19 protein-coding genes are annotated in these 15,136 nt (G+C 71.0%); 11 read left to right on the forward strand and 8 right to left on the reverse strand.

The features are described from left to right. Positions 1–276 precede the first annotated feature (276 nt). From LO762_RS09170 to LO762_RS09210, 9 genes are read left to right on the forward strand one after another with little or no spacing between them, the layout of a single operon-like run. Entirely contained in the window at positions 277–1,062 is a 786-nt protein-coding gene (locus LO762_RS09170; RefSeq protein WP_230614014.1) for an ABC transporter permease, read from the forward strand. Beyond that, on the forward strand, positions 1,062–1,916 hold the full coding sequence (locus LO762_RS09175) for an ABC transporter permease (RefSeq protein ID WP_230614016.1): 855 nt from the start codon (positions 1,062–1,064) through the stop codon (positions 1,914–1,916). The genes LO762_RS09170 and LO762_RS09175 overlap by 1 nt, the downstream gene beginning before the upstream one ends. Beyond that, positions 1,913–2,914 carry an MlaD family protein gene (locus LO762_RS09180; RefSeq protein WP_230614018.1) on the forward strand — a complete coding sequence of 334 codons (1,002 nt, stop codon included), beginning with the start codon at positions 1,913–1,915 and terminating at the stop codon, positions 2,912–2,914. The genes LO762_RS09175 and LO762_RS09180 overlap by 4 nt, the downstream gene beginning before the upstream one ends. After that, the gene (locus LO762_RS09185; protein ID WP_230614020.1) at positions 2,914–3,987 is read left to right on the forward strand and encodes an MCE family protein; all 1,074 of its coding nucleotides are present in this window, start codon (positions 2,914–2,916) and stop codon (positions 3,985–3,987) included. The genes LO762_RS09180 and LO762_RS09185 overlap by 1 nt, the downstream gene beginning before the upstream one ends. Next, entirely contained in the window at positions 3,984–5,006 is a 1,023-nt protein-coding gene (locus LO762_RS09190) for an MlaD family protein (RefSeq protein WP_230614022.1), read from the forward strand. The genes LO762_RS09185 and LO762_RS09190 overlap by 4 nt, the downstream gene beginning before the upstream one ends. After that, on the forward strand, positions 5,003–6,037 hold the full coding sequence (locus tag LO762_RS09195; protein ID WP_230614024.1) for an MCE family protein: 1,035 nt from the start codon (positions 5,003–5,005) through the stop codon (positions 6,035–6,037). The genes LO762_RS09190 and LO762_RS09195 overlap by 4 nt, the downstream gene beginning before the upstream one ends. Beyond that, complete coding sequence (locus LO762_RS09200) at positions 6,034–7,044, forward strand: MlaD family protein (protein ID WP_230614026.1); 1,011 nt, start codon at positions 6,034–6,036, stop codon at positions 7,042–7,044. Before LO762_RS09195 ends, LO762_RS09200 begins: the two co-directional genes overlap by 4 nt. Beyond that, positions 7,041–8,327, forward strand: coding sequence for an MCE family protein (locus LO762_RS09205; protein ID WP_230614028.1), 1,287 nt, complete (start codon positions 7,041–7,043; stop codon positions 8,325–8,327). Before LO762_RS09200 ends, LO762_RS09205 begins: the two co-directional genes overlap by 4 nt. Before the next feature lie 32 nt (positions 8,328–8,359). Then, positions 8,360–9,229, forward strand: coding sequence for a hypothetical protein (locus LO762_RS09210; RefSeq protein WP_230614029.1), 870 nt, complete (start codon positions 8,360–8,362; stop codon positions 9,227–9,229). Here LO762_RS09210 and LO762_RS09215 read toward each other — a convergent pair. From LO762_RS09215 to LO762_RS09235, 5 genes are all read right to left on the reverse strand, one after another. Continuing rightward, on the reverse strand, positions 9,206–9,877 hold the full coding sequence (locus LO762_RS09215; protein ID WP_230614031.1) for a TetR/AcrR family transcriptional regulator: 672 nt from the start codon (positions 9,875–9,877) through the stop codon (positions 9,206–9,208). The two genes, LO762_RS09210 and LO762_RS09215, sit on opposite strands and share 24 nt — an antisense overlap. Before the next feature lie 77 nt (positions 9,878–9,954). Continuing rightward, positions 9,955–10,773, reverse strand: a complete 819-nt coding sequence (locus LO762_RS09220; protein ID WP_230614033.1) for an oxygenase MpaB family protein — start codon at positions 10,771–10,773, stop codon at positions 9,955–9,957. Positions 10,774–10,844: 71 nt separating this feature from the next. Further along, positions 10,845–11,444 carry a TetR/AcrR family transcriptional regulator gene (locus LO762_RS09225; RefSeq protein WP_230614035.1) on the reverse strand — a complete coding sequence of 200 codons (600 nt, stop codon included), beginning with the start codon at positions 11,442–11,444 and terminating at the stop codon, positions 10,845–10,847. A 301-nt stretch (positions 11,445–11,745) separates the two neighbouring features. Next, a complete protein-coding gene (locus tag LO762_RS09230) occupies positions 11,746–11,892 on the reverse strand; it encodes a hypothetical protein (RefSeq protein ID WP_230614037.1) in 147 nt (48 codons plus the stop codon). A gap of 73 nt (positions 11,893–11,965) precedes the next feature. Continuing rightward, the gene (locus tag LO762_RS09235) at positions 11,966–12,355 is read right to left on the reverse strand and encodes a hypothetical protein (protein WP_230614038.1); all 390 of its coding nucleotides are present in this window, start codon (positions 12,353–12,355) and stop codon (positions 11,966–11,968) included. Between the two features lie 233 nt (positions 12,356–12,588). On the opposite strand from LO762_RS09235, the gene LO762_RS09240 reads away from it, so the two are divergent. Together LO762_RS09240 and LO762_RS09245 are read left to right on the forward strand one after the other, a co-directional pair. Continuing rightward, positions 12,589–13,404, forward strand: a complete 816-nt coding sequence (locus LO762_RS09240; RefSeq protein WP_230614039.1) for a DUF5753 domain-containing protein — start codon at positions 12,589–12,591, stop codon at positions 13,402–13,404. Then, positions 13,401–13,607 (forward strand): DUF397 domain-containing protein, encoded by a 207-nt coding sequence (locus LO762_RS09245; RefSeq protein ID WP_230614040.1) that lies wholly within the window; start codon positions 13,401–13,403, stop codon positions 13,605–13,607. Before LO762_RS09240 ends, LO762_RS09245 begins: the two co-directional genes overlap by 4 nt. A 160-nt stretch (positions 13,608–13,767) precedes the next feature. On the opposite strand, the gene LO762_RS09250 is transcribed toward LO762_RS09245, so the two are convergent. The 3 genes from LO762_RS09250 to LO762_RS09260 form a co-directional block, all read right to left on the reverse strand. Further along, positions 13,768–14,025 carry a hypothetical protein gene (locus LO762_RS09250; protein WP_230614041.1) on the reverse strand — a complete coding sequence of 86 codons (258 nt, stop codon included), beginning with the start codon at positions 14,023–14,025 and terminating at the stop codon, positions 13,768–13,770. Between the two features lie 81 nt (positions 14,026–14,106). Continuing rightward, on the reverse strand, positions 14,107–14,553 hold the full coding sequence (locus LO762_RS09255; RefSeq protein WP_230614043.1) for a MerR family transcriptional regulator: 447 nt from the start codon (positions 14,551–14,553) through the stop codon (positions 14,107–14,109). Between the two features lie 347 nt (positions 14,554–14,900). Next, positions 14,901–15,128: a hypothetical protein gene (locus LO762_RS09260; RefSeq protein WP_230614044.1), complete on the reverse strand. Its 228-nt coding sequence runs from the start codon at positions 15,126–15,128 to the stop codon at positions 14,901–14,903. Between the last annotated feature and the right edge of the window lie 8 nt (positions 15,129–15,136).

Below are 15,136 nucleotides of genomic sequence, written 5' to 3' on the forward strand. Positions count from 1 at the left end.
AGCCGGACGACCTACCCCGAGTACTGGTCGTCACCGAACGAGCGAGCCTGGTCGCCTCGGCTGACGCCTGACGTGCAAGTTCTCGCCCATGGGCGCTCAAGCGAGCCCGACTCCGTCGGGAGCGCCCACCCCCCGGGGGCGGTGGGGGTGGGGTGCTGCGCTGTCGCAGAATCTTTGTCAACGCTATTGGCGGACCGCCAATAGCGGCCGTAGGGTAGCGCGCGTGACGCGACGAGTGGGGTTTCAGGGACGGGTGGATGTCGGGGCGGGGCGGCGATGAGTGCCGTGCCGGTGCCGGATCGGCTGCGTGGGCCGTTGACCGAGGTCGGCACGCTTTTTGTGCTGGCGTTGGAGGGGCTGCGGTACAGCCGGCATGTCGGCAAGTGGTGGTGGGAGTTCGTCGAGCAGTGCTGGTTCCTCGCTCGGGTGACGAGTGTGCCGGTCATCCTCGTGGCGCTGCCGCTTGGGGCCACCGTGGCGCTGCAGGTCGGGCAGCTCGCCGAGCAGCTCGGCGCGCAGTCCGCGACCGGCGGGGCGGTGATCGTCGGGCTCGTCCGCGAGGTCGCGCCGATCGCCGCCGCGATGATCATCGCGGGCGCGGGCGGTTCGGCCATGACCGCCGACATGGGCGCCCGGCGCATCCGTGACGAGCTGGCCGCCATGGAGGTCATGGCGGTCAACCCCGTCCAGCGGCTGGTGACGCCCCGGCTGTGGGCGGCGAGCACCGTCTCGATGCTGCTGGCGTCACTGGTGATCATCGCCGGGGCGTTCGGCGGCTTCGTCTTCAACGTCATGCTGCAGGAGGTGACCCCCGGCGCCTACTTCGACGGCGCGGTCTCCCTGCTCCGCATGTCGGACATGGTCGTCACGCTGTTCAAGGCGTGGCTGTTCGGGCTGGTGTCGGCGGCGGTCGCCTGCCACATGGGCATGAACTGCGCGACCAGCCCCGTCGGCGTCGGCAGGGCCGTCAACCAGGCGATCGTCGTGGCCTTCCTGCTCGTCTTCGCCCTCAACTACGTGATCACGACCGTGTACATCCTCGCCTTCCCCCCGGTGATCTGATGCTCGCGCTCCCCAAGGGACAGACCCTCGCCCGCGGCGCGCGGGCCGCCGCCGAGAGGTACGCCTCGCTGGCCGCCTGGCCGCTCTTCGTGACGAAGGTGCTCTACCGCTCCCTCGTCGACGTCATCTTCCGCCTCAAGTACGGCAGGACCGTCCTGCGGCACGTCAGCGACATCGTCGTCGGGGTCGGCGCGACGGTCGTCGGCGGCGGCATGATCTTCGTCGTCTTCACCATGGCGTTCTTCGTCGGCACCGAGATCGGCCTCCAGGGCTACACCGGGCTGGAGACGATCGGCGCGCAGTCGTTCATGGGGCTGGTCGGCAGCTTCGCGAACGTCCGCGAGATCACCCCGGTGATCGCGGCGACGGCACTGGCCGCCCAGTGCGGCTCGGCCTTCACCGCGGAGCTCGGCGCGATGCGCATCAGCGAGGAGATCGACGCCCTTGAAGTGATGGGCATCAACTCGCTCGTGTACCTCGTGTGCACCCGGGTGGTCGCCGCGCTCATCGCGCTGGTCCCGCTCTACCTGATCGCGCTGTTCGCCAGCTTCTTCGCCACCCGCCTGGTCAGCACCAGCTTCTTCGACCTGGCGCCCGGCGCCTACGACTACTACTTCCACCTGTATCTACCGACGATCGACCTCGTCTACAGCACGATCAAGGTCGGCGTCTTCGCCACCGCGGTGATCATCATCCACTCCTTCTACGGCTACTACGCCACGGGCGGCCCCGTCGGCGTCGGGGCGGCGGCGGGCCGCGCCATCCGGCTGTCGATCATCGTGGTGGTCACCCTGAACCTGCTGCTGTCCTACGTGTTCTGGGGGCAGGGCTCGACAGTGAGGCTGAGCGGATGAACGTTCCCCTACGCCGTGGGGCGGCGATCACCACGGGCACCCTGGCCGCCCTCGCCGTCACGCTGTACCTGCTGCTGGCCAAGCCGTTCAGCGCCACCGGCGCCGAGGTGCGCGCCGAGTTCGGCAGCGCGGGCCAGGGCCTGCGCAGCGACTCCCCGGTGAAGGTCCGCGGCGTCCAGGTCGGGCGCGTCGCCCAGGTCAGGCTCGGCCAGAACGGCCGCGTCCACCTGACCCTCCGGCTCGATCCCGGCTACCGGGTGCCCGCGACGGCCGTCGCCGCGATCGAGCCCGCGTCGGTCTTCGGGCCGAAGTTCGTCAACCTCGTCCCCGGCGACGGCGAGACGTCCGGCCCCTACCTCGCCGACGGCGACCGCGTCACCCGCACCGCCGACCCCACCGACCTGGCGCAGCTCCTCGCCGACGTGTCCGGCGTGGTGGAGGCCGTCGATCCGGCGGACGTGGCGACGCTCGTCCGCACACTCGCGCACGGCCTCGACGGCCAGGGCCCGGCGCTGCGCCGGATCGTCGAGCACACCGACACCCTCGTCGGCGTCGCGCACCGGCACCGCGCGGACGCCCGCAGGTTCCTCCGCGACGGCGCCGACCTGGGCGGCGCGCTCGCCAAGGCCGGGCCGGACGTGGTGCGCGCGGCGGGCGACACCAACCACGTCATCGACGCGGCCGCCGCGGTGCCCGAGGGCAGTCTCGGCGCGTTCGCCGCCGGGCTCGGCGACGTGTCCCTGATCGTCGCGCACGGCCTGGACAAACGCGGCGACCAGCTCGGCGAGTCCTTCCGCAGCGCGGAGCGGCTCGTCTCGCTCCTGTACGGGCAGCTCGGCGACCTGGGCGGCGCCATCCGGGCCGCGAACCAGCTACTCCCGGTCTACAACGACCTCGCGAAGGTGCCCGCCGCGAACGGCAAGCACTACCTGGGCGTGCACGCCTACCTGCCGTCCAACCCCTGTGAACTGGTCCTCGGCCTGTGCGGGAGGCCCTGATGCGCGACTCCTCTCCCCGGGCGCGGCTGCGCCGCCGAACGCTGGTGAAGCTCGCCGCGTTCGTCACCGTCACCGCGACGCTGACGGTGTTCCTGTCCCTCCAGATCCAGCGGTTCGACTTCTCGCGCGGCTACCCGCTCACCGCCTCCTTCGACGACGTCAGCGGGCTGCGCGCGGGCGACGCGGTGAAGATCGCGGGCGCGCCGGTCGGCCGCGTCACCAGCATCACCGTGGACCAGGGCAAGGCGATCGTCGGGCTCCGCGTGCACGCGGGGGTGCGGGTGCCGTCCGACAGCCAGGCGGTGATCCGCTGGCGCGACGCGCTCGGCCGCCGCGTCGTCTACCTGGTGCCCGGCGACGCCACGACGATGATCCGGCCGGGCGCGCGCGTCGCCACGACCCGCTCCGCCGTCAACACCGACGACCTCGTCGAGAGCCTCGCGCCCCTCACCCGAAGCCTGGACGCCGACCAGGTCAACCGGCTTCTCGTCACGCTCACCGAGACGCTGGAGGGCAACACCGGCGCGGTCGGCGACCTCATCGAGAACGTCGACGTGCTGCTGGCGACGGTAGCCTCCCGCCGCAAGAACATCGGCAAGATGATCGCCGACTACGCGACCGTCACCGAACTCGTCGCCTCCCGCGACAAGCAGATCGGGCAGGCGATCGACAACCTCGTCGCGCTGAGCGACGGGTTCGCCCGCAACCGCGCCCTCGTCGACGACACGCTCGTGGAGCTGGCCAGGCTGGCCCGCACCAGCGACGCGGTGCTCGGCCAGAACGCCGACGACCTCGGCCGCGTCCTGGACCGGCTCGCCGTGATCACCGGCGGGGTGCGCCGCAACACGGCGACGGTGTCGCAGATCCTCACCGACGCGGGGCCCAAGCTCGAACACGTCTTCGCCGCGACCGAGGACGGCCGCTTCATGAAGGTCGCGGTGCCCTGCATCACGCTGGTCGCGCCGCCCTGCCCCTACCCGGTGAAGCTGCCGGGCCCGACCGTCAACGGGGCGGGCCGCCTCGACTCGGCGCCGTCCTTCCAACGGCTCATCCTCGGAGGCGCGCAGCCGTGAAGTCCTTCCGCGACCGCGATCCCATCATCGTCGGCCTGGTGTCGGCGACCGGCCTGGCGCTCCTCGTCGGCGGCGTCTACCTCGTCGGGTCCACCGGCGTCCTCAAGGACCGCTACACGATGAGCGGCGTTTTCACCGGCACCGGCGACCTGCGCTCCGGCGACGAGGTCAGGGTGGCGGGCGTCCGCGTCGGCGAGGTGTCGTCGGTCGCGCCCGACTTCCGGCGCGGCAGGGTCGTCATCACCTGGAAGGTGGACAGCGACGTCGACCTCGGCCCGGCGACCCGCGCCGAGATCCGCACCGCCAACGTGCTCGGCGGCAGGTACCTGCGGCTCACGGGCCCGGTCGCGCGCCCGTACCTGCACACGCTGCCGGAGGACAAGAGGCGCATCCCCGAGGAGCGCACCCGGACGCCCGCCACCGTCAACAGCGTCGTGTCCGACTCCGCCCGCACCGTCGAGAAACTCGACGCCAAGGCGCTGAACCGGCTCGTCGCCCAGCTCACCGGCGTCAGCGAGGAGACCAGGGGGAAGCTGCGCGGCTCGCTGCGCAACCTGGCCGCGCTCGCCGAGACCGTCAGCGAAAGCAGCGAGGACATCAACAAGCTCCTCAACGGCGGCGACAAGCTGATGGCTGTCATGCACACCCGCGACGGCCAGCTCACGAAGCTGCTCGCCAACGTGCGGCTGATGCTCGCCGAAGTGCAGGCCCGCCGGGACGAACTCGCGACCTTCCTCGGCGACAGCAGCACCGTCGTCCAAGAGCTGACCGACCTCATCGACGACCACCAGCGGCAACTGACCGGGGTGATCGCCGACCTGCGCGGCACCCTCGCCACCCTGCGCCCCCAGCTCGGCGACCTCGGGACGGTCCTGGCCTGGGCGGGCCCCACACTCACCGGCCTCGCGGGCGCGGGCGGCTACGGGCCGTGGGTGGAGGTCGCGGCCACCGGCCTCGGCCCGCTCACGCCCGCCGACCTCGGCGCGCTCGTCGACTCGGCCAAGGACGGAGGATCATGAGGCTGATCGCCGCCTGCGGCGTGCTGATGCTGACCGCGACGGTCGGCGGTTGTGAGGCGGTGCCGCTACCGGGCGAGTCCCCGTACCGGATGAGCGCCTATTTCGCCAAGGCGCCCTCGCTCTACCCCGAGTCCAAGGTCAAGGTCATGGGCGCCGACGTGGGCTCCGTCACCGCCGTCAGGATCGACGGCGCGCGCGTCCGCGTCGACCTCACGATCGACGCCGACGTGCCCCTGCCCGCCGACGTGTGGGCGTCCATCGAGGCGGTGGAGACCCTCGGCGAGCGCAGCGTCGTGCTGTCCCCCGCGTGGGAGCCCGGCATGCCGAAGGCGGCGCCCGGCGCCGTCGTCCCGCAGGAGCGCACCACGCTGCCCGTCGAGATCGACGAGGCGCTCGAAGCGTTCACCCGGCTTGAGTCGGCGATCGATCCGGGGAAGCTCGGCGCGCTGCTGCACGAGGGCGCCCAGGCCCTGGACGGCAACGGCATGCGGATCAACGACGCCGTCGGCCTCACCGCCGACCTCGTCAACGACCTCGCGGGCCAGGACCAGAAGCTCGTCCGGATCGCCGAGCGGCTCCGCGACCTGGCCGCCGACCTCAACGGCGAGGACCTCGACACCATCCTCGCCGCGTTCGCCTCGACCAGCGGCACCCTCGCGCAGGAACGCGCGCGGCTCCAGGCGTTCATCACCGGCCTCGCCGACACCATCCGCAAGAGCGGCGTCCTCATCACCGCCTACCAGGAGACGCTCCCCGCCACGGCCGCCGACCTGTCGAACATCGTGATGACGCTCAAGGCGGGCAGCGACTCGATCAACCAGGTCATCACCTCGCTCTCCCGGTTCGCCGACGTCATCGTCAACGCCTGGGACCGCGAGAACCACGTGGCGGTCATCCGCATCCAGCTCTCGGCGACCGTCCGGATCTGGCTCCAGCCGATCTTCGACGCGATGGGCTGGGGCCGGGTCCCGTGCCCGCGCGACAACACCGAACTCGCCGACTGCCCACCCCCCAAGAAGAAGGCGCCATGACAGGAGTACAGGCCCTCGGCCGGATGACGCTGGCGATGACCCTGACCGTCGGCTGCGCGGCGGGATGCTCGGTGCGGACGGTCGGCGGCACCGGCGGCGGCCACGCGCTGACCGCGGTGTTCGACGACGTGCAGAGCCTCGTCGTCGGGCACAGCGTGCAGATCTCCGACGTGCGCGCCGGGACGGTGACCGCCATCGCCCTCGACGGCTACCGCGCCCGTGTCACGATGGCGCTGCGCGTCAGGGTCCCGGCCGGGACGTCGGCCGCCGTCGCCAAGACATCGCTGCTCGGCGAGAACTACGTGCGGCTCGACCCGCCCCCCGGCCACCCCCTGGACAGCGGACCGTACCTCGCCGACGGGGCGGTGGTCACCCGGACGTCGGTCGCGCCCGACATGGAGGGCATCACCCAGCACGTCGGGCCGCTGCTCGCCGCGCTCAGCGGCCAGGACGTGTCGACGATCGTGGACACGTCGGTCAGCGCGTTCGGCGGCCAGGGCGCGCGGCTGAACCGGCTCGTCGCGCGGATCTCCGAGGTGAGCGAGAGCTACGCGGCCGCCAGCGCCGACCTCGGCCGCGCCCTCGACGCCCTCGCCGACCTCGGCGGCACCCTGCGCAAGGGCAGCGCCGAACTCGGCGCGCTGCCCGCGAACGTCAGGCTGGCCACCGAGCGGCTCAAGAACGACAGGGCGGAGCTGAAAGCGGGCGTCCAGGACATGCTGAAGATGAGCAGGTCGTTCAACGCGAAGATCGAGCACCGGCACGGGGCGCGGCTGAGGGTGCTGCTGGAGCGCGCGGACAAGATGCTCGCCGCCGCCGTCCGGGGGCGCGACCAGCTCAAACGGCTCGCGCTCGTGGTGCTCGACTTCCTGCGGGCGCCGTCGGTCTCCGTCAACGGACAGGGCCTCCTCATGGTCTGGCTCAAGGGCTTCCTGCCTCCGGGCGACGCCGGACCCGCGCGCGCCCAGGGGCTCGACCTGACCGAGCTGGCGGGGCCGCCGCGATGAACGCCCGCATCGTCGTCAACCTCGTGTTCTTCGCGGTGCTCGGCTGCGTCCTCGCCGTCTGGTCGGCGACGTCGCTGCTGCGCCTGGACCTGATCGAGCGGCCGTTCGCCGTCACCGCCGAGTTCGCCTCCTCGCCCGGGCTCCACCCCGACCTCCAGGTGACGTATCTGGGCGTCCCGGTCGGGCGGGTCGCCTCGGTGACGCTGCGGCCGGGCCGCGTCGCCGTCCTGATGGAGCTGGACCACCACACGAAGGTCCCGGCCGGGGCGGGCGCGCGGGTGCTGCGCAAGTCGGCGGTCGGCGAGCCGTACGTCGAGCTGACCGCGCCGACCGGCCCCACGGACGGCGTCCTCAAGGCGGGCGACACCGTGCCGCTGGCGCGCACCAGCGGGACCGTCGACTACCAGGAGCTGTTCACGGGCCTCGGCGACACCCTGAACGCCGTCGATCCGGCCGACGCGGGCAAGGTCGTGCACGAACTGGCCACCGGGGTGGCCGGGCACGGCGACACACTCCGCGACCTCATCGGCGACACCGGCCAGCTGACCGCGACGCTCGCCGCGAACGCCGACGTGCTGAGCGGGCTCGCCACCGAACTCACCGACGTCACCGGCACCCTCGCCGCGCACCGCAGGCAGCTCACCGCGACCGCCGGGAACCTCGCGGACGTGAGCGCCTCGGTCAGGACGGTGAGCGGCGACCTGGTGACGGTCCTGGAGCACGGTCCCGGATTCTTCGCCAGGGTCGAGACGCTGCTCCAGAAGTCACGGCCCGGCCTCGCCTGCCTGCTGGCGGCGGGCGCGACACCCGGCCCGCCGGTGTTCGACAAGAAGACCGAGGCGACCGTCGAGCACGTCCTCACCCTCCTGCCGACGTTCCAGGCGCTGCTCAAGGACACCGCCGTCGTCACCCCGCAGGGCACCTTCCTGCGGGCGACGGCGCTCGTGTCCATCGCGGGCCCGAAGGCCGCCGCCGACTACCTCGAACCCACCCCGAAGCCGGTGTGGAAGCCCGCGCCGGTGTGCCCCGCGACGCCGGGCGCGGCCAAGGCCGACGACAAGAAGCGGCCCTCCGCCGCCCGGCCCGACCCGGGCCCCTCGGCCTCCACCGCCGCCCCGGCCGCCGCCGACCCGACCGCCGTCCCGGCGAAGCGGATCGCCGACTGGAGCGGGGTCCGGGACTCGCTGCCGCTGCTGCCCGTCGTCCTCGCCGCCGCCGTCCTCGGCGCCGTCGCGATCCGCAGCGCCCTGACCTTCTGGTCCAGCCGCAGGCGGGACCACTGACCACCCCGGCAGATCCCCATGGAGCGAACCCGATGAGCACCAAAACACCAACGGAACCCACCACCACCGCACCACGGGAGGAGGACACCACCGCCGACACCACACCGGAGCCGGACGCCGACACGCCTACGAACCCGCCCACCACCACGGAGAAAGACGCCACCGCACAGGAGGAGGCCACCCCGGACAAGGCCACCTCGGAAGAGGACGCCGCCCCAGAGGAAGACAGCGCCCCGGACAGGGGCGCCATCACAGAGAAGGACGCCACCGCGGAGAAGAGCGGCACCTCGGAGAAGGAGGCGGCCGGGGGTGCGCGGCGGAGCCTCACGATCGCCATTCCGGTGCCGGGGCGTGCCTCGCTCGGCAGGGTGCTCGGCGTGCTCGTGCTTGTGGCGGCGCTCGCCGTGGCGGGCTGGCAGTGGCGGACCGCCGCCGACCTGGCGGCCAAGGAGGACACCCGGGCCCGGATCTCCTCGGTCGCGGGACGGTTCGGCGCGGCGCTGCTCAGCTACCGGCACGGCGACCTGGCCGCCGCCCGCGCGCGGGTCCTCGCCCTGGCCACCGCCGACTTCGGCAGGACCTACGAGGTCGCGTTCACCGAGACGCTCCAGTCCACCATCACCGAGTTGCGGGCGGACGCCACCGCGACGGTGCGCGTCGTCTACGTCACGGGCGGCGACGACGGGACCGCGCGCGCCGTTGTGGTGATGGACTCACAGGTGAAGAGCTCGGCGGGCACCAGGAACGTCACGGGCTCCTACCTCCAGATGGACCTCGTCGAGCAGAAGGGCGACTGGAAGGTCAGCGCCGTCAACTCGATCGGCGCGGTCAACGAGAGCCTCGCGGCCACCCCGGACGCCGACCCGGCGGCCAGCCCGTCACCGGAGCCGTCCGCCCCCTGACCCGCGCTCCGCTCCCGTTCCCCCGCCCGGCACCGGGCCGTCCACGAGGTCCGGGATCACCTTCTCGATGAGGTGCATCAGGCTGCTGACGAGCAGGTGCCGCACCTCCGCGCGGGACAGCCGCTCGCGTTCCAGCCATTCGCGGGAGGCTGTCTGCGCCAGCCCGGCGAACGCGTGGAGCACGCCTTCTACCTGCGGGTGCGCGGCGGTAGCCGCGTCCAGCCCGACCACCTCGGTGATCCGCGCGACGGCGCGGGCCCGCGCGGCCTCCATGACCCAGTCGAGTTGGGCGTCGCCGCGCGGGGCGGCCCGGTCGAGCGCCGTCAGCCAGGTCTCGCGGTTCTGTTCGAGGAGCGACAGCCAGCCGTCGACGCTGTCGGTCACCCGGTCCAGGAGGCCCGCGTCGGCGCGGTACGGCGGTATCCCGGTCGGCGGGACGTCGAGCATCTCCGCGAGCGCGGCCAGATACAGCTCGCGTTTTGTCCCGAAATAGTGGTTGAGCAGGCCGCGGCTGACGCCCGCCGCGGCGGCGATCTCCTCGGCCGACACGTCCTCGAACCGGCGGCTCCGGAACAGCTCGCGCGCGCAGGCGAGGATCTGCGCGCGCCGCTCGTCGCGGTCCTTGCGCACCCGTCGTCCGGCTGCCATGCGCCTCCCCTTCTCGGCCCCTGACAGAGAAGGTAGTACGTATGGCCCGGCATGCCATAACCGGTGCGCGCGGACGGTCAGGAGGTGCTCGCGGCCACCGGACGCCTGCCGGTGTAGCGCTTCCAGCGGGTCCGCCGCGCCACCGGGACGGCGAGCCGGGCCGGCAGCCGCCGCACCGGGCCCGGCGTGATCCGCAGCACCACGCCCATGGCCGCGATCACCAGCCGGAAGCGGCGGGCGTCCGAGGCCGTCCAGGAGAGCCCGTACTGGCGCCGGATCGGCTCGGGCAGCAGGCCCGCCGTCATGAGCCGGGTCAGCGGCCCTCCCAGGCGCAGCGACCACTGCCGGGGGTACAGGATGGCCCGCGCCTCCCCCCTGGCGACGTCGCTGACGGTCAGCGCGGCGATCTGCTCGTCCCAGTAGCGCGCGAAGGTCGCCGCGTTGTCGGGAAGCGCCTCGCGCGGCGCGCCCAGCAGCGTCGCGAGTGCGGCGGACTCCTGGTAGAACCGCTCCCCCGTCGCCTCGTCGAGGGGGCCGTGCAGCCGCTCCTGCAGGTCCCGCGCGACCTGGTAGAGCGTCGCGAAGACCCAGGTGAGCAGCTCGGCGTCGTGCGCGGAGTAGCCGGGTCCGTTGACCCTGTCGTGCGCGCGCATGGCGTTCCACGCGACGCGGTGCGCCTCCTCCTTCGTGCCGAAGATGACCATCGTGAGGTAGTCGAGCGTCGAGTAGAGGCGCTGCCGGGGGTTGTCCTTGAAGTCGCTGTGGTCGGCGACGCCGCGCGCGACGCTCGGGTGCGCGAGCTGGAGCAGCAGCGCCGCCGGTCCGCCCAGGAGCCCCTGGGGCTCCGCGCTGATCCGCCGGATGGTCGCGGTGTCCTCGAACAGTCCGGGCTTCATGCGGCCTCCTCTAGAGAAAAGATCATGTTTCTCAAGATAGACCGGACATACCGGAGGATGCAAGTGCTTACTTACATCGACTGCCCGTCGGGGAAGAACAGCGCGTCGGTGAAGCGGTGGACCTCCGGCGCGAGGTCGGGCAGCCCGCCACTGAGGTGCTGGACGACAAGTTCGGCCACACCGCCCAGATAGGCGGTGACAAGCACGTCGTCACGCGGACGACCGAGCATCCCCGCGACAAGCGCCGCAAGCCGACGAAAGGAGGCGTTCCGCCGCGCCAGGATCACCGGCCCACCGCCAACCGCCTCCATCGCGAGCATGCGCGTCAAGTGCGGCGCTGCGGCCAACAGCGCCAACGCCACGTCGAGCGCCGCGTGCAGCCGCACACGCGGCGCCCCCCCGGCCCGATCCCCGGCAATAAGCGCGTCCAGATCGTCGTAAACCGCAAGAAAGGCCGCCTCCTTCCCGTCAAAGAGCGCGTAGAACGTCTTGGTCGAGACCCCAGCCCGGCGAGTGATGTCAGTAACAGTGACCTTGCCATACCCCTGCGCAGCAACAGCCTCAGCCGCCGCATTAAGGATCCGCGCCCGCTGCACGGACTCCACCTCAGCCCGCGCCATCCCATGCCGATGCCGCGGCAACACCGTATAAGTAAACACTTGCATCCCCATGCCCTCCAGGCTATCCCCAGGACTGCCGCCATGCCCGGCCCCGCCCGCCGAGGCGCTCCCCGCCCGGCGCGTCACGACCGAGCCGCTGGCCGCGGCGGCTGGCTGTGGACCCCCGGCCAGGGGGTCCCCGAACGGCAGGGGCTAGCTGGTCGCGCTGCGTACGGGTCTGGGAACCTTCCGCGCCCACCGGGTGTACGGGCCGCCCACGACGCGCGTCGTGTACGGGTCTGGGGAATCCCGGCCCGGACATGGTGAGGGTGCCCCCGCCTGAACGAGGGCGCCCTACCCGGTGGGTGTCAGATCAGGGTGAGCGCGGCGAGCGCGTACCGGGCCTGCTCGCCCCGTACTTCCACCCCGACCCCGCCAGCGCACGGCGGAGCCCTTCGACGGCGGCACGGGCTCGCATCACCGGCCCGTCCAGCGCCCTCATCGCCGACCCCTCAGCCACACGATCAGCGTGACCACGGCCAGCACCCACAACAGGACACCGACCACGACCACGGCGACCGCGTCCGTACTCGTCACGATGCCGCCGAACCGGGCACGTCCGCGCCGGAGGCGGTGTGTCCGGCAGCGGCGAGCAGATCGCCGAGCACGGCCCGGAGCGCGGCGGCCTGGTCCAGGGTGAACGCCAGTTGACCCGTGGCGGGCAGCTCCCACACCGGCGTCTGACGGGCGACGGTGACGATGTCGCCGCGCTCAAGGTTCCGCTCAAGGAACACCAGCACCGGCTTCCCGTCATGGGTCAACGCGGGCACGTCCGAGCACGGCCCGTAGTGCGGCTCGTCGCCGGGGTGCGGGTGCGTGCACCACGCCGGGCACCCCGGCCGCCCGGCGACCGCCGGTTCTGTGGAACCGGACACGGACGTCGGCACGGGCACGGACCCGGCCCGCAGATGCGCCAGAGACACCCCGATTCGCTCGTCTCGCGTGGCCTTACCATTGCCCACAGCGGACCTCCTGAGTCCGTCAGGCCCCGGACCGCCTTCCGCTGTTCGCGCGGCAGAAGCCGGGGCCGTTCACCGTTTCTGGAGACCAGACTCACAAGAACGGGCTACCGTGGCTACGAACCGTCCAGCCACCATGACGCAAACCCCACGGCAGATCACCGAAACCCGGATGGGTTTCAACTCTCGGGAGCCCCATGCCCGCGCAGAGTGAACAGATCGATTCCCCGATGCTCCGAGCGTTCGCCATCGCCCTTACGGCCATGCGAGGCAGTAAGTCCAAAAACAAGCTCGCTGCGGAACTCGGCTACACCTCCCAGTACATCGGGCAAATCGAGGCCCGCAAGAACTGGCCGTCGCGGAAGTTCGCCGAAGACCTCGACACCCACTTCAACGCCGGAACCATGTTCGTGGACCTCTGGGAGTTGCTCGACGAGCACCGCGACGAGATCGAGCTACCACCGGGGTTCACCGACTTCGTAGAGCGTGAGGCAGAGGCATCTTTTATTTACATCTTCGGCGTCACGGTCTTCCACGGACTATTTCAGACGCGCGATTATGCGACTCAGATCGTGAAGGCGGGGCGCGCTGCCGACGAGATCGAAAGGCTCGTAAACAAGCGCATGGATCGCCAGGAAATCCTGACCAGGGACGGCGCGCCGCGAATCGTAGCGATCTTCGATGAGGCAGTGGTCCGTCGAATGATCGGCGGTAAGGCCGTCATGAAGGCCCAGCTTGAGCAGATCATCAATATCGCGGAAATGCCGAACATCACGCTCCATGTCATCCCAGCTGACGATGGGGCGCATCCGGGCGTCATGGGATCGTTTACGCTCCTACGCTTCTCGGACGCTCCGGAGATGACTTATACCGAGGGGCATGTGGGCGGTACCCTCACAGACCACCCGCCGACCGTTGCCACCTACACGCTAAGCTTCGACCTGATCAGGGGGGCGGCTATGTCCGCCGATGACTCCCTAGCGTTGCTTCGCGCGGTTTTGGAGAGCCTATGAGCACCATGGACCTTTCGTCCGTCACGTGGCGGAAGAGCACCTACAGCGGCAGCACGGGCGGGGAATGCGTCGAGCTGGCCGACCTCGCCCCCGTGGTGGCCGTGCGGGACTCCAAGCACCCTGACGGCGGGGTGCTCGGTTTCAACCGTGCCGTGTTCCGGACCCTCACGCGGGAGATCCGTGCGGGACGCCTCGACCTGTAGGACCCGCTGAACAGCGTGACTTCCAGACGTCCGGCCCTACCTCTCAAGTCCTGACAGGTCGCACGGCGCGTTAGGAGGACCTGCCTGGAAGAAGACGCTGAACAGCCGACGCCACCGGTCGGTTCTTCGGCCTGGGACGGGACGCCCGGCCCGACGGCCCTCAGGCGAAGGTGGCGAGGATCGTGAGGAAGTAGACCACGCTGACCGAACCACTGGTGAGGCCGAGGACGGACTGTGCGCGGCGGATCCCGTTGACGAGACCAAAAATCCCGAACGTGACGGCGAGGAGTCCGGCGAGCAGCGGAATTCCGAGGCCCACATATTCGACGAGCGCCAAGGTGATGACGGAGCCGACACCGAAGACCAAAGACACAGGCCCATAAGCGGTGACGGCGGTTCCAGCGGTGCCAGTGGCCATACTCCACTCCCTGTCGCCATCAAAAGCGCCCCATACCACGCCCGACAATCCGAACTGTAACACCGCGCCCGGAGCACCACCTCACCCGGGCGAATCGGTGCGGCGTTCGCGTTGTGCCAGGGGTGTGAAGGGGATGGGGCAGCAGCCCGCCTGTGCGCATTCCACGAGGTCGGTGCAGCCCGCCTCGATCGTCTGGCGGAGCGCCTCGGCGATCACGGCGAGGTCGGCCATGCGTTCCTCGACCTCCGCCAGTTTCTGACGGGCACGCCCGGCCAGGCCATCGCCCCGGTGCCGGTGCCCCGCGGTCTCCAGGAGATCCGCGATCTCCTCCAACGTGAACCCGAGGCGCTGCGCCGCCTTGATCACCCGCAACACCGTCACCGCCTCAACCGGATACAGACGATGCCCACCCAACGTCCGCTCCGGCTCCGCGAGCAGCCCGCGCCGCTCGTAGTAACGCAACGTCTGGGCGTTCACCCCCGCTGCGGCGGCCAACTCCCCCGACCGCAGCCCCTCGTACTCGCTCACCGGCCCCCTCCCATCCGCCCCTGCGGCGACTCTCTACCAGAGACGGTAAGCCCGTACCCGGGTACAGGATGCAAACCCGGCCAGCGGGGTTACCGGCCATGCCGGGCAGCGCGGAGAGAGACCCGCCGGTAGAAGGCGTTGAACAGGGCGAACGCCTCGACCACGAACGGATCCGCGATCCGCACGAGCGGAGTACCGCCGATGATCAGAGGAATATCCGCGCTGAGCCGACAACGGCTCGGGAAGCGTTTTCAGGCGCGCGACCTTATTCGAACGCACGGCCGGACAGCATAGTCAGGGCAGCGATCAGCCCATGGGTCGGGCCCGCCCGTCTCGGCGGCTCCGCCTCAGTCCCACCAGCGCTGGAGGCGGAACGCGCCGTGATGGTAGGCCACCTCGGCGATCGCCACGGCGGCGCCGTCCTCCTCCCGCACCTGAAGACGGTAGAGCCGCCCCTCGCCTGGCGCCTGCCACTGGTGCAGGACACGGACGCCGTAACTCCGGCCCGCTCGGGTGATACGCACCAGATGTCCCGCTCCGGAGAGTTCGGCTCCGATGGATTCGTTCCTCAGCACACGGTCAC

Source organism: Actinocorallia sp. API 0066 (assembly GCF_020991275.1).
Classification (GTDB): Bacteria; Actinomycetota; Actinomycetes; order Streptosporangiales; family Streptosporangiaceae; genus Actinocorallia.